Below are 14,719 nucleotides of genomic sequence, written 5' to 3'. Positions count from 1 at the left end.
TTTATATGGACCACTATTTGTTCTACTCTGTAAATTTTAGTCATAAATTTTAAAGAGGATATTACAGATGGGGGAGATCAGCATGGTATATCGTCTACTTGCGGTCAATATCGACGGGACGTTGCTCCAGTCTAATGGCCGTTTAAATAAATCGACTAAAGAAGCAATCGACTATGTGCACCAAAAGGGTGTCCATGTTGCACTAGTGACGTCAAGAAACTATCACTCAGCAAAAAAAGTGGCCAAAGCCCTAAAAATAAATCCGATGATCGTTGCCCAACAAGGAGCTTTTGTGGGAGCTTCCATCGAGAAGCCCATGATGGTAAAAAGAATCTCAGAAGAACTGACCGCAGAGCTCGTGCAAATGCTTGAAAAAACCGTGTGTCAAATTATGCTCATTCATGAAAAATACTCGCTTGGCAATCGGGTGAACCTCCCCGAGAATTTGCTTGGCAAAACGGTCATGTATTTGAATGATCAAAACTTCTATGCTCAAAATTATGTGGATGATATCAGTGAAGAGCTGATTGATAAGCCAATGGCACCAACGAAAATGGATATTATATTTTCAGAACAAAGTGATCGAGGCGATATGCTGAAATTGATAAAGGAAATGTTCCCTGAGGTGGACGCGGTTCTACACCCGGGCCAAAAGATGACGATTGTTCCGAAGGGGGTTTCGAAATGGAGTGGCGTGCTTTATTTAGCCGACCGTTTAGAGGTGAAAAGGACGGAAATCGTCTCGATAGGAGATGGATTGGATGATATGGAGATGATTGCCGGATCCGGGCTGGGAGTTGCCATGGGCAACGCGGATGCGGAAGTGAAGAATGTGGCCAAATGGATCACTCGCTCCAATGACCAAGACGGCGTTGCATATATGCTGAAGGAATTTTTCCGCAAGCAGCATCCCATCGAATTTTTGCAGAAGATGAATATGCTTAAATGAAACATGAGGCTCCTTCATTCATTAAAGAGGGAGCCTCACGATTTTTGGGACTTAGCATCATTTCATAAATAATTCTCCGCATCTTTCCGTAAACTATAGAAAACCAGCAAAGGAAAGGAAGGATAAAATGGGAGTAATCAACGCGAAAGAAGTACAAGTAGGAGACGAGGTATTTGTGATCTATAATAATCCCCATGTCCCAACCGTTTCCAATATAAGGGCCGCGGAAATCGTTCCCCATCCAAAGGACCCTAATGCTGTCGCTTTATTCCTTAACGATACATTCCATACAATCGAGGACGATGATGCCTTATTCTCCTCCGAAGCCGCAGCCGAACAAGCATATAATGACTTTATTGAAAACCAGGATCAGTTAACGTAAAGACTCACCCAAAAGTAGCCCCCGCTTCCTTAGCGGGGGCTGCTTTTGAATTTCCTCGCAAATGCCAAACTCATGAATGAAAGCCCAAACTCACGAGTGAAAGCCCAAAACTGTCGAGTAAAAGGGCCAAACTCGCGGGTAAAAGCCCAAAATTCACGAGTAAAAGGGCCTAACTCGCGGGTAAAAGCCCAAAATTCACGAGTAAAAGGGCCTAACTCGCGAATAAAAGCCTGTAACTCGTGAGAAAAAGCCCGAAATTCACGAGTGAAATTCCGGAACTGTCGAGTAAAAGGGCCAAACTCGCGGGTAAAACCCCAAAACTCGCGAGGAAAATAATAAAAAAGCTGTCATCCATTTAAAGAAAAGGAGTGACAGCTGGTAGAATTATTGATTAGTTGATTGAATGATGCGCTTCATTGCGTGAATTTGGCCAACGTGATTAACTTCGTGCTGGACTACGAAATTAATGAATTCGCCTATAGTTTCCATTCCCATGAAAGGTTGTGCTGCTTTTTCTGTCAGGCGTTCTTCGGGAATTTCAAGCAGGCGGCCAAATTGTTCTTGTAATTGTTGTGTCAGTGTATCGACTGAAGGTACATCGCCGGTCCAAGCGGCAGGTTTTGAGCCATATCCGAATAGCTGGCTGTAATTGGCAGGCAAAGTGCTGCTATCATCCAATAGGAACTTTTCCGCTGCGGTAAGAACGTGTCCTAGATGCCAGTGGATGGTATTATTAAAACCTTCAGGCTGTACATCCATAAGCTCTGGAGTGACTCCCTCGATTTCTTTCAAAAGACTTTTGCGCATCATTGTCAGTTGGTTTTTTACATAATTCATTTTACATTCCCCTTTCAATCTATTTTCTAGGTAACTTATAGAAGTATAACAAGGTTATTGGTACATAATCAATTTTCCTTCCTTGGAAACCATGTCGGATTGCAGGTTGGGCTAAATCCAAAGCGAAAAGCCCGAATTTATTCCGTCCCGCTAACTCCGCCTATTGCTAATGTGTGAGGAATAGTATAATGAAAAATAATATGGATAATTAATCCACTACTGTATAGGGAGATGACATGGATGAAAAAGAAGCCATTTATACTAGCACTTAGCTTATTGCTCATGGTGTTAGTGACAGGGTGTTCAACAAAGGAGGAACATATTTCGATCCAAAAACTTGAAAACAAAACCTACCATTTCGAGGCCTATAAACAAGAAATAGAAACGAGAGATGCAGAAAAAGCAAAGGGAATTTTGAAGAATGCGGATTGGCGTGAATACGTGTTGGAGAAAGACCATCCTAAGGCGGATTTTATCTTTTATTTTAATGATGATAAAAATGAAGGGAATATAGCGGTGTATTATGTTTGGGTTAATCCCGATGATCATGTAACTGAATTGACGCGGGATCAGCATAAAAAACACGTTAAATTGAATCGTGATGATTCAAAAACCATATTAGATTTGCTAAACGAATGAATGGCCCGCAAAAGGAAAACCGGACTTCCTGATTGGGATGTCCGGTGAAGAGCAGGGTTTCATGCTAGGCAAGTCCTGTCATTTTTTCGTTGTCCGCAGTAGAGGCATGGTACAGCAGCGGAAAGAGCCTCCTGACTTGATGATTTCACTTATATCGACTTCAATGATTTCATATCCTCGTTGACGTAGCTGACGATTGACTTGTTCATTACAAGGCAGACTGAATAATTTTTTATTTCCAATGGAAAGTACGTTGGTTCCCAATGTGAATTGTTCTTCTTTTGTCACTTCAATTAAGTCATAGCGCGAAGCTAATAAATCCAACTCTTTTTTTGTGTGGGCTTCAGGAAAAATCAGGGCCTCTGTCGGTGAAATCACATTGAAAACACAGTCTAAGTGAAGGAACTTCTCAATGAAGGGAATGGCGATAATATCATATTCCGGTAACAAGGACTGAAGGTGCTGGATGGATGTTTCGTCCGTCCGATCACTGACCCCGATATAGATCGTTCGGCCATCAATGATGACATCGCCGCCTTCAATATGATTTTTGTGAAGGTTGAAAAACGGAATATCATTCGTTTCGAGCCAGGATTTCAAGATAAGTTCTTCGCCCTGTCTGATAGTTGTAGCCATTTCTGCTACGTAAACTGTGTTGCCGAGAGTGAATCCGATGTCTCTTGTAAAGACTTGTTCTGGATATGTACTTTCTGGAGGCAGTTTAATGACCTCAATTCCTTCTCGTTCAAGTGCCTTGGTAAAATTGGCATGCTGCTCCACGGCGCGTGCTTGATCTATATTTTCCTCCATGAACTCCTTTTGCGTTTCATTAATGATGTCACGAATCGCCATATGACGAGGTTCACAGACAATCACCCGTGATAGCTTTGAATATTCACTCGCACAATACGCCTCTAATTCTTCGTTTATTCTATTTACCATCAGTGAGCTCCCTCTAAATATAATTGTATCTTTACTATTACCTTTTTTTTCTACAAAGAAACATAAAAATTCATTCAAAATAAACCTCTAGGGAAAAAGGATTATTTTTTTTCTGGTCGAATATATAAATGAAGGCGTTTTCATATAAGGGGGAGATTGTAATGATGGATACTCCGTTGATCATGACTCAAATCATTGAAAGAGCGGAAAAATATTTTTCGAAAAAAGAAGTAGTTTCGCGTACGGATGGTGGAATCCATACTTTTACATATGCCGAGATTGCAGCACGCACAAGAAGACTTGCAAGTGTATTGGGCAAATTCGGAATAAAGACGGGCGATCGTGTCGGGACGCTTGCCTGGAATCATCATAGGCATCTGGAGGCTTACTTTGCTATTCCCTGCTCTGGAGCTGTCCTCCATACCATTAATATGCGCCTTTCTCCTCAACACGTTTCTTATATCGTTAATAGTGCAAAAGATCGGTTATTATTGATTGATCCCGATGTGATTCCTTTATTGGAAGCGATTAAAGATGAGCTGCCGACCGTGGAAGGATATATCGTTATGACCGATAAAGCGGAGCTTCCCGAAACATCCCTGTCACCTTTATACCATTACGAAACATTATTGGCCGAAGGGAATCCAAAACAGCCATTCATCGAGGATTTGGATGAAAACGCTCCTGCGGGCATATGCTACACTTCCGCCACGACAGGGAACCCAAAAGGTGTGGTTTATTCACATCGCGGGATATTGCTGCATGCGATTGCACTGGGGCTGGCCGATTCCACTGCCATCAGTGAAAGGGATGTCGCCCTTCCAGTCGTGCCCATGTTTCATGTCAATGCTTGGGGCATGCCTTTTGCCAGTGTATGGTTCGGGACAAAGATGGTTTTGCCTGGACCGTATTTCACACCGAAGATATTGGCGGAGCTGATAGAAGCGGAGAAGGTCACCATTGCGGCCGGGGTACCGACGATCTGGCTTGGGTTGTTGAAGGAGCTTGAAGAAACCAGCCATGACACGAGCAGCATTCGCGCCGTGTTATGCGGAGGTTCGGCTGCACCAAAAAGCATGATTAAGGCATTTGAACAAAAACTTGGAATTCCGTTTCTGCATGCCTATGGGATGACGGAGACAAGCCCGCTCGTTTTCATTTCCAAACCAAAAAGCTATCAGGAAGGCCTGCCTGAAGATGAGCTTTATGAATTGAAGGCTAAGCAAGGCCTTGTCGCGCCAATGATCGAAATTAAAGTGGTCGGTCCTGACGGGGAAGTATCACCTGATGGAAAAGAAATGGGCGAATTGCTGATAAGGGGACCTTGGATTGCAGACGAGTATTTTCAAGATGAACGTACAGAGGATACGTTCAAGGATGGATGGCTATATACAGGTGATGTCGTCACGATAGATGAGGAGGGATTCGTGAAGATCGTCGATCGGACCAAAGACCTGATCAAGAGCGGCGGGGAATGGATTTCTTCGGTCGATCTGGAGAATGCATTAATGGCCCATGAAGGGATTTTTGAGGCGGCGGTCATTGCGGTTCCTCATGAAAAATGGCAGGAGCGCCCGATTGCCTGCGTTGTTTTGAAAGATGCATATAAAGGGCAAGTGACCGAGGAAAACATCATCGAATTTTTAAAGCCGCAGTTTGCAAAATGGTGGCTGCCGGATGAAGTGGTCTTTTTGGATGAGATTCCAAAAACGGGGGTTGGAAAGTTTCTGAAGCGGGCCTTGCGAGATCAGCTTCAGGATAAATATATAAAGAATTAATGAACTGATTTCATATAATTATAACTTTTCGCCCTATTCCGATAATTGTTGGGGATATATAATTAATTCATGGGATAAGAAGAAGGAGGAAGAAAAATTGAGTATAGATTCGACATCAGCTGCAGGTACTGTATTAGTCACTTATTCAGACCGGATAGCTACAGTTTCCATGAATCGCCCAGAGGCGATGAACGCGTTAAATCCGGAAATGCTGCATGATTTCATTACCGCGCTTAAGGAGGTAAGTGATAATGAAGCAGTGGACGTCGTCATTTTAAAAGGGAATGGGAAAGCCTTTTCCGCGGGCGGAGATATCAAGATGATGCTCTCTCCCGGAAAGGAAAACGCTTTCGACAATTTGATGGATGGCATCAGTGAATTGGTGACCACATTATATTTCATGCCTAAATTGACGATTAGCGCCATTCATGGAGCTGCAGCAGGGCTCGGTTTGAGTATAGCTCTTGCAACGGATCACCTTATTGCAGATTCGGAAAGCAAGGTTGCGATGAATTTTATCGGAATCGGACTGATTCCGGACGGCGGAGGACATTTCTTCCTTGAGCGCCGTCTTGGTGAAGTGGGCGCAAAGGAATTGATTTGGGAAGGCAAGGTGCTTACGGCGCTCGAGGCTAAAGAAAAGGGCCTCATTCATGAGGTGGCAGACGAAACCTTGGAACAGGCGGTGGAGAGAAAAGTGCAAGCTTGGCTGCAAAGCCCGATTACTGCCATGATTAAAACGAAAAAAATCCTTAGTGAAAAAAATCGGCCATTATTGATTAAAATGCTTGAGATAGAAAAAGCGGCACAAATGAAAATGCGTCAAACGGCGGATCATCAAGAAGGAATAAAAGCTTTCGTCGAGAAAAGAAAACCGAATTTCACCGGTAAATGACAAATATGAATCAGAAGAGGCCGTCACGCCATTGTGACGGCCTCTTCAATTATATGAGTGCGCTTCCAATATTGTCAGCGGTGAAAAAGCAAGAGTGCTCCTGCTGGGGATACGCATCGGTGTGTTTGGTCTTGATAGTTTTTTTCGATCAAAAGCTTTTGACCTAATTCTTTTGCATTTTCATCATTTTCGGCGGTAAACGATTCATCCAATAATTTTTCCCCCGAAGGTTCAAATACGGTTAGCTTGTATAGTTTGCTCATGTTCAAAAAACTCCCTTTTCGAATTTGTATAGTTGATCATGATAGAAACGGCTAAGAAAATTCTATCATTATCTGTCAATTTTGACTATTATTATCTGAAAGAAATATAGGAAACTAAAAGATATTGAAGTATAGCGGGATTTTATAAGAATAGGATCGGGAAAAATTATATCGAACAAACTTTAAGTGTTGTTTTCTTTAGCGTGGAAGTTTAAAAAAAACGATTGTAACGAGCGGAATCCCATCATTAAAATAGAAATTCATAAATGATATAATAGAGTAGGAGAAAAGTATATGAAGTGTGTGTATAGGCCGAAGGGAGTTAGATGGAATGACGGTGAAAATCGTGAATAATATAACGGAATTGATAGGAGATACACCAGTTGTAAGGATTCATCATTTAACAGGGAGGGATGATGCGGAAGTCTTTGTAAAGCTTGAGTATTTCAATCCGAGCCGAAGTGTGAAGGATCGGGCTGCGTTTAACTTGATAAAGCAAGCGGAGCTGGATGGGGTCATTCAATCTGATTCCACGATCATCGAGCCGACTTCAGGCAATACAGGCATCGGACTTGCGATGAATGCAGCGGCAAAAGGCTACAGGGCCATCATGGTCATGCCGGATAATATGTCAAAGGAAAGAATCAATATTTTAAAGGCGTATGGCGCGGAAGTTGTCCTCACTCCAGCTGCGGAGCGGATGCCAGGTGCCATTCGCAAAGCTCAGGAACTGGCTGCAAAGATTCCGAACAGCTTTATCCCTCAACAATTCGAAAATAAAGCCAATCCTGATATTCATAGAGTGACGACTGCTGTCGAGATTTTGGAACAGATGGATCGAAAGCTGGATGTGTTTGTGGCGACTGCCGGTACAGGTGGGACGATAACAGGAACAGGTGAAGTCTTAAAAGAACAGCTGCCGCATTTAAGGGTCGTCGTGGTCGAGCCTAAAGGCTCGCCGGTTCTTTCAGGCGGGAAGCCTGGTCCGCATAAGTTGGTCGGAACCAGTCCCGGTTTTGTGCCAAGCATTTTAAACACGGATGTGTTCGATGAAATTGTCCAAGCAGCCGATGAGGATGCGATTTCAACGATGAAGGATATGGCGGCAAAGGAAGGGATTCTAATTGGACCATCAGGCGGCGCTTCTGTCTGGGCTGCGCTCAAGGAGGCACGGCGCCTTGGTGCAGGTAAACGTGTCCTATGCATTGCCCCTGATAATGGTGAACGCTATTTAAGCATGGATATTTTCCAATAAAAGTAGAAGGCCGAACGCGGTGCATGCGACAATGTACCAGCCATTCGGTCTTTTTATTTAAGATTGTGGCGATACTGTTTATAACATAAATCGACGCGACAATTCTGATATTTGGCGGGAAAGTATGTTCTGTTTATGTTAAAGTGAAAGAAATGAAATACCGAGGTGAAGCAATGAGCAGCGTGAAATTCATTCATGCGGCGGATCTCCATCTGGATAGCCCATATACAGGGCTGAAGGATTTGCCGTCAAGGATAGTAAAGGAATTAAGAGAAAGTCCATTCAAAGCCTTTCAAAAGATCATTCATGAGGCCATTTTCCATCAGGTTGACTTCATCGTCCTGTCTGGTGATTTGTTTGATGGTGAAAATCGCAGTCTCCGGACACAGGTGCGCTTTCGGACTGAAATGGAAAAGTTACGGCAACATCAGATACCTGCCTATATCATTCACGGAAATCATGATCATCTCAGCGGAACATGGATTACTGTGGAGCTCCCGGAAAATGTCCACATATTTTCAGGGCAAACGGAAGTGAAACTGTTCGAAAAAGCGGATGGGACAAGCGTCCACTTGTATGGGTTCAGTTATCCTCGCCGCCACGTAAAGGAGAGGATGATTGAAACCTACATGAAAGCTGAAGGCGCGGATTATCATATAGGGCTGCTTCACGGAAATTTGGAAGGCAACGCGGAACATAACCCCTACTCCCCTTTTTCCCTGAAGGAACTGGCTGACAAGGATTTCGATTATTGGGCGCTGGGGCATATCCATAAGCATCAGGTGGTTTCAGAGGACCCCCTGGTGATTTACTCCGGAAATATCCAAGGCAGGAACCGCAAGGAATCTGGAGAAAAGGGATGCATGCTGATCGAACTCGATGGTGACTTGAGACGACATTTATTCATAGGGACCTCTGGGGTGATATGGCATAGTGAAACAATCCAAGTAACAGCAGATGGGGGTTTTGATGCAATCTTCAAGCAATGCCAGGAACTCATTGAGCAAAAATGCCTGGATGGAAGAAGCTATCTTTTGGAACTAAAGTTGGATGCCGGGGCATATGCAGGGGAAATTGCGGAATATCTTGACGAATTGACCCGGATTTTACAAGAAGAAGAGCAAGCGGAAGCGTTTGTCTGGGTGTATAAAATCAAGCTCATCCAGACAATGCCGATGATAAGGTCAAGCAAGGTATCTCCATTTGTGGCTGAGATTTCAGAGCTTGCTTCCGAGTTTGAGGATACGGAGGCGGCCTCTGCCGCTCTTTATCATCACCCGATTGCAAGAAGGTTTCTTGATTCGATGGAACCAAAAGAGCAGAAGTCACTTTTGGATGAAGCGGAAAGATGGCTTTTGAAGGTGTTTGAAACGAACGAATAGGTAAGGGAGGAGGAGAAGCGTTGATCATAAAGGACCTCCATGTTTATGGTTATGGCAAACTGGAAAACCAGCATTTCCCGGAACTGGGCCGGATGCAGGTATTCTTTGGCGAAAATGAATCTGGCAAGTCGACCATCATGTCTTTCATGCATAGTATTTTATTTGGGTTTCCGACAAGAGTTCAAAATGAACCGCGCTACGAGCCTAAGATGCATGCCAAATATGGGGGAAGGCTCACTCTTTTAACAAAAAAACATGGGGAAATCGTTATTGAGCGAGTGAAGGGAAAGGCAACTGGGGATGTATCGATCACCTTCGAAGATGGGAGGGTCGCGGGTGAAAAGGAGCTTAATGAAATTCTCCATGGCGTAGATAAAAACTACTACCAAGCCATTTTTTCTTTCGACCTTCAAGGACTTCAAGGTTTACATACGCTAAGTGAAGGAACCATGAGCAAGTATCTGTTGTCAGCTGGACTGGTCGGGAATGATAAGCTTCTTGAAGCAGAGACGAAATTGCAAAAAGAACTCGATCGGCTATTCAAGCCATCAGGCCAAAAACCCCTTTTGAATGTAAAAATAAAAGAACTTAAGGAATTGCAGAAAAAGGTTAAGGCATCAGAACAGGAGCAGCAGTCATATACCGCATTTTTGCAGGAAGAGAAAGAACTTAAGGAGAGGCTTGCTGAAATTACGGAAGCTATCCAAGAGATAGAAAACGATCTTATGGATGTGGGTACGTTCCTGAGAATCAAGCCCTTGATTGAGGAGCAGGCGAAAATTGAATCGGAGATAAGCAATATCAAGGATGTAAGTTTTCCTGTTGATGGTTTAAAAAGACTTGAGCAGCTCCAAGCAGTGGCAATGCCGATGAAGGCGCAATTAGCAGCATTGACAGAAAAACTGAACAAACTTGAAGGGAATCTCGTTGAATTCGAAATAAAACCGTTCATCAAGGTGCACAAAGAGCAGATCGAACTTGCAGTCAACCAAGGCACTTTATTGGAGAAGCTCGAGCTGGACCTTCGGAGGGCGGAACACGAATGCCTGATGGAAGAAAAGTATATCGAAAAGGTGAAGCAGGACCTATTCCTCGATGAACCCGATGATGAATTGAGCAATCTCGATATCAGTGCATTCATGAAGGAAAAGGTCAAGCGGATGGAGAGGGATAAGCATCAACTCCAAAATGCTAAAAAACAGCTGGATGAGAAATATGGGCTGCAAAAGGTCAGTTTGGAGACGGCAGAAGCCCGCTTGAAGGAGATAGCATCCCAGGTAATGTCCGTGGAAAAACGAAGCAAGCTTGAATCTTTATACAACAAGCAACATAACCGTGAATTTAACACGGTCAAAAGGCTCATTCTTGATGAGCAAATACTTGAACTCGAGAAGCAATTGGCCCTACAGGAGAAGCAGGAGGCTCAGGATCGCAAACGTTCCCTAATCATGAATGGAAGTATAGTAGCACTGCTATGTTTAGGTGCGATCAGCTGTTATTTCAGTGAACAGTTGCTGCTTTCCATGATACTTCTGGCCGCGGCGGTCCTGTTTGTGGTTTCCAGATATCTTTCCAAAGGAGAAATGATATTATCAGGGCATATCCGGCAATTGGATGACATGAAACGAAAAAGGTCGGCACTTGGCAGTGAAGCCAATCTGGATCATGATGGAGAGTCGATGGGACAATTGCTGGAATTGGATGACCGTCTCCAAAGGCAGTTGGAAACGGAAAGGTTCAAGTATGGGGAACGGGAGGAGGCTTTCGAAGCGACCATTCAGGAGTATGCGGCTTGGGAAGCTGGAAGGGACGAATTGGATAAAGAAATGAAAAGCATCCTGAACGGATGGGGCATGTCCTTTCCTGGCATGGAAATCAATCTTGAGTCTGTATTTGAAATGCTTGAAGATTGGAAAACTGCCGTTGAAAGGAAATATGAAGCGATCAAGCGGCATCAATATTTAAATGAAGAATTTGATAGCAAAGCGAAGGTTTTATTACATTTTGCCCACAGCCTTGATGTTGAGCCATCTACTTGGCGTGAAGCGATCGGCCTTTTAAAGCGGGAATTGAACAATGCTTTGGAGGTATCCGTCCAGCGCACGCAGTGGCTGCAGGAACGAATCCGTTTGCGGAATGAAATCGAGCAGCTGACGATGGAAAAAGAGTATCTTGATGCCGAAATCGAGCAGCTTTTTGGATTAGCGAAGGTCAATGCTGAGGAAGAGTTCAGACATCACGCTGCCTTGTCCGAAAAGAAAGGCTCCCTGCAAAATCAACTCGGGTTGATTGCGATTCAAATTGAGCAATCGAGAATGCTCCCTGAACGAATACAAACGTATGTTAAACAACGGATCACCACTTATGCATTTGAAGATTTAGAGCGCAAACAAAAGGATGCTGTAAAAGTGAAATCAGCATTACTGGAAAAACTGACTGACACGAAGCATCAGATAAAACGTCTTGAATCATCAGGTGTTTATGACGATTTACTTAATAAGTTTTATGAAGAAAAAGCGGCGTTCAATGAAGAAGCGAAAGAATGGGCGAAATTGGCCATAGCCAAACGCTTATTGAATAAAACTTTGGATCGATATAAAAGGGAACGTCTGCCCAAGGTCATCGCAGATGCCGAGCGACACTTTGCCTTTTTGACGAATGGGCGCTATTCGAAAATCATCCTTGATCATTCAGGAGAAGGGATTTTTGTACAGCGAAGTGACGGCTTGAGATTCGGGGTGGAAGAGGTAAGCCGCGGGACAGCCGAGCAAATTTATGTTTCCCTAAGGCTCGCCCTTGCCGATCATACTTTTGAAAATGATTCTTTCCCGCTTATCATCGATGATGGTTTTGTCAATTTTGATGCAACAAGGACAAAAAGGATGCTTGAATTATTGAAAAAAATTTCTCTCAAACGGCAAATCTTCTTTTTTACCTGCCATCGACATGTAATGGAGGATTTCACGGAGAAGCAAGTGATTCATCTATCCAATTCCATATTGAAAAAAGATAATGATTTGATCATCCGAGGAATATAATCGAGTGAAAACTATGAATAAAGAGAGTGAAGGCATTGGATATGAATGAGTTTGTAAGCCGGCATGATTCGTCATTACGATTAATCGTCGAAAACGAGTTCCCTGGAATACGATGTGTGGGGGGGAAATATTCTGCCGAAGATCATACGATCACTTTATATAAGAAAGATATCGAAATTCAGTGTGAGCGTTTTCTAGGTTCGCTTGATGCGCTTGAGGAATATACATGGGTCATCCTTGCGCATGAAATGGGGCATGCGCTGGATACAGAGCTAGCTATGCTGAGTGAGGAGCTTTGGAATACGGGCAGCTCGGAAATCCTTTATCAAATTGAGGTCAACGCCTGGAATATCGCAGCTGAAATAATGCCTTTGGTCAATCGGGATTTATTTACTTTCATCAAAGATGAATCTCTGGCACATTGTACGAAACGCCTGCTCGTAGGTTAACGTCCTTTCATAGGGAGGGCTGACATACTGTAGATAAACTCTCGATAATGAGGGAGTTTGTCTGCAGTTTTTGTGTTTTCCCTTTGTACGTTGCTTGCCAATGCAGGCACTTGTTTGCCCTTGAAACGTCTTTCCCGTATAGTCACGCGTCTTCCGCTCCACTCCACGTATTTGAACAGCCGAGCAAAAAGCATCAGGGTGAAGTGTGGATACCATATTTTTCATGTATCGGAAAAAAAGCACTTGATATCTTTACTTGAATGTCCGCCAATGAGTGACTTATTTGCAGGATGTTTTTGGTTCAATATGCTCATTAAGATTGACAGTGATAATCATTTTCATTAAACTTAGATTATTAACATAATAAGGGGAGTATTTTTATGCGACCAGTTATTAACACACAGTCTTTATCGCTCGGATATGGTGATAAATTAATAATAAATGATATGAATTTGGATATACCCAAAGGGGAGATCACTGTTTTCATCGGTGCCAATGGTTGTGGGAAGTCAACACTACTGCGATCGGTCGCACGCTTGTTGAAGCCGCAAGCGGGTTCGATCGTGCTTGAAGGCAAGGCGATATCGTCTTTGTCATCCAAGGAGGTAGCAAGAAAAATGGCGATTCTTCCACAATCGCCGACAGCTCCTGAAGGTCTTACCGTCTATCAGCTCGTGAAACAAGGAAGGTATCCGTATCAAAGTTGGTTGAAACAGTGGAGTACCGAGGATGAAGAGAAAGTTCAGAAGGCGATCGAAGCAACGAACCTGTCTGAATTGAAGGAACGTGCTGTCGACGAATTATCGGGAGGGCAGAGGCAGCGGGCATGGATCGCGATGACGTTGGCACAAGATACGGACATCATATTGCTGGATGAACCGACTACATATCTCGATATGACCCATCAAATCGAGATTCTTGACTTATTGTTCGATTTGAATGAGTTTGAGAATCGAACGATCGTTATGGTTCTTCATGATTTGAATTTGGCATGCCGTTATGCGGATAATTTGGTTGCGGTTAAAGACGGGTCGATACATGCAGAAGGACGACCAGAGGAAATCATCACGCCCGGGTTGGTTCAACAAGTATTCGGGATGGAATGCCATATCTCCTTTGATCCGATTTTCGGCAGTCCCATGTGCATCCCGTATGGGAAGGGGCGTTACGCACAAAGCCGGATGAAAGCGATGGCCAATGGTTAAGCTCACACCAACCATGGAAAAAGAGCTGCAAGGCTTTCGCGTATCGATACGTGGAAACGAAGACTCAAAGACCATTCGTAATGTTGAAGAGCTAATTTCGTATGCACAAGCCCGGACAGGAGCGGAGACGTCAAAAATAGCCATGTCGATGTGGTTCAGACGATATGCTTTTTTTGTTACGGCACAATTGTACATGGTCAGCAAGCATCGGCTTGCCTGGGAGGGCACACTGGGGGACATGGGAGTTTTGGATGATCCGGAAGATGAACATTGGCTGCCGGATTTTTTATTGAAAACAAACCGGTGGGGAATTGTCCCGGAGAAGGAAAGCTCCGCTGCCCTCCAGACGATATTAAGCAGGTTTGGTGCGGATGCCATCGCCCCGGTTTCCAAAACCACAAAAATATCGAAACATGTACTGTGGGAAACGATTTGGAGCTATGCGGTATGGATGTACAGCGAGTTATTGAAACTGCCTGATATAAAGGCACGTGTTGAAACGGACATAAATTGTCTGCTGGAAGATGAAATATGGCTGAATATTGAAAGGCGTTCACCATTTAAGCGATTTTTAGGGGGGAAAACGATCCCCGAGTCGATGAATCCTTATAAACGAATGACATGCTGTTTATATTACCGGATTGATGGACAGGAAAAATGCGCGTATTGTCCGAATAAAAACAGTTAATCAGATGGAATGGAAAG

Annotated in this window: 14 protein-coding genes; 11 read left to right on the top strand and 3 right to left on the bottom strand. The window is 43.7% G+C overall.

The window, feature by feature from the left end:
* Positions 1–82 precede the first annotated feature (82 nt).
* Positions 83–949 (top strand): Cof-type HAD-IIB family hydrolase, encoded by an 867-nt coding sequence (locus AS888_RS15830; protein WP_061143167.1) that lies wholly within the window; start codon positions 83–85, stop codon positions 947–949.
* A gap of 127 nt (positions 950–1,076) precedes the next feature.
* Complete coding sequence (locus tag AS888_RS15825; RefSeq protein ID WP_057912515.1) at positions 1,077–1,331, top strand: transcriptional regulator SplA domain-containing protein; 255 nt, start codon at positions 1,077–1,079, stop codon at positions 1,329–1,331.
* 384 nt (positions 1,332–1,715) lie between these two features.
* On the opposite strand, the gene AS888_RS15820 is transcribed toward AS888_RS15825, so the two are convergent.
* Complete coding sequence (locus AS888_RS15820) at positions 1,716–2,168, bottom strand: DinB family protein (protein ID WP_061143114.1); 453 nt, start codon at positions 2,166–2,168, stop codon at positions 1,716–1,718.
* 240 nt (positions 2,169–2,408) lie between these two features.
* Here AS888_RS15820 and AS888_RS15815 point away from each other — a divergent pair, with 240 nt between their 5' ends.
* Positions 2,409–2,807: a hypothetical protein gene (locus tag AS888_RS15815; protein ID WP_061143113.1), complete on the top strand. Its 399-nt coding sequence runs from the start codon at positions 2,409–2,411 to the stop codon at positions 2,805–2,807.
* A 78-nt stretch (positions 2,808–2,885) separates the two neighbouring features.
* Here the strand turns inward: AS888_RS15815 and AS888_RS15810 are convergent, their stop codons facing one another.
* On the bottom strand, positions 2,886–3,749 hold the full coding sequence (locus tag AS888_RS15810) for a dimethylarginine dimethylaminohydrolase family protein (protein WP_185113111.1): 864 nt from the start codon (positions 3,747–3,749) through the stop codon (positions 2,886–2,888).
* 161 nt (positions 3,750–3,910) lie between these two features.
* Between AS888_RS15810 and AS888_RS15805 the strand changes: the two genes are divergently transcribed.
* Together AS888_RS15805 and AS888_RS15800 are read left to right on the top strand one after the other, a co-directional pair.
* Positions 3,911–5,527 (top strand): long-chain fatty acid--CoA ligase, encoded by a 1,617-nt coding sequence (locus AS888_RS15805; RefSeq protein ID WP_061143112.1) that lies wholly within the window; start codon positions 3,911–3,913, stop codon positions 5,525–5,527.
* A gap of 103 nt (positions 5,528–5,630) precedes the next feature.
* Positions 5,631–6,422 (top strand): enoyl-CoA hydratase, encoded by a 792-nt coding sequence (locus tag AS888_RS15800; RefSeq protein ID WP_061143165.1) that lies wholly within the window; start codon positions 5,631–5,633, stop codon positions 6,420–6,422.
* A 74-nt stretch (positions 6,423–6,496) separates the two neighbouring features.
* On the opposite strand, the gene AS888_RS15795 is transcribed toward AS888_RS15800, so the two are convergent.
* Positions 6,497–6,685, bottom strand: coding sequence for a YhzD family protein (locus tag AS888_RS15795; RefSeq protein WP_061143111.1), 189 nt, complete (start codon positions 6,683–6,685; stop codon positions 6,497–6,499).
* Between the two features lie 331 nt (positions 6,686–7,016).
* On the opposite strand from AS888_RS15795, the gene cysK reads away from it, so the two are divergent.
* The 6 genes from cysK (at position 7,017) to AS888_RS15765 (ending at position 14,702) form a co-directional block, all read left to right on the top strand.
* Positions 7,017–7,940: a cysteine synthase A gene (gene cysK / locus AS888_RS15790; RefSeq protein WP_061143110.1), complete on the top strand. Its 924-nt coding sequence runs from the start codon at positions 7,017–7,019 to the stop codon at positions 7,938–7,940.
* Between the two features lie 173 nt (positions 7,941–8,113).
* Complete coding sequence (locus AS888_RS15785) at positions 8,114–9,322, top strand: metallophosphoesterase family protein (protein WP_061143109.1); 1,209 nt, start codon at positions 8,114–8,116, stop codon at positions 9,320–9,322.
* Between the two features lie 20 nt (positions 9,323–9,342).
* A complete protein-coding gene (locus tag AS888_RS15780; RefSeq protein WP_061143108.1) occupies positions 9,343–12,360 on the top strand; it encodes an ATP-binding protein in 3,018 nt (1,005 codons plus the stop codon).
* Positions 12,361–12,401: 41 nt separating this feature from the next.
* Positions 12,402–12,809, top strand: coding sequence for a hypothetical protein (locus AS888_RS15775; RefSeq protein WP_260320230.1), 408 nt, complete (start codon positions 12,402–12,404; stop codon positions 12,807–12,809).
* A gap of 380 nt (positions 12,810–13,189) precedes the next feature.
* On the top strand, positions 13,190–14,014 hold the full coding sequence (locus AS888_RS15770; RefSeq protein WP_061143106.1) for an ABC transporter ATP-binding protein: 825 nt from the start codon (positions 13,190–13,192) through the stop codon (positions 14,012–14,014).
* A complete protein-coding gene (locus AS888_RS15765) occupies positions 14,007–14,702 on the top strand; it encodes a (2Fe-2S)-binding protein (protein ID WP_061143105.1) in 696 nt (231 codons plus the stop codon). Before AS888_RS15770 ends, AS888_RS15765 begins: the two co-directional genes overlap by 8 nt.
* The last annotated feature ends 17 nt before the right edge of the window (positions 14,703–14,719 follow it).

The organism is Peribacillus simplex (assembly GCF_001542915.1).
Lineage (GTDB): Bacteria > Bacillota > Bacilli > Bacillales > DSM-1321 > Peribacillus > Peribacillus simplex_B.
This window is presented reverse-complemented; position numbering and strand designations above follow the sequence as displayed.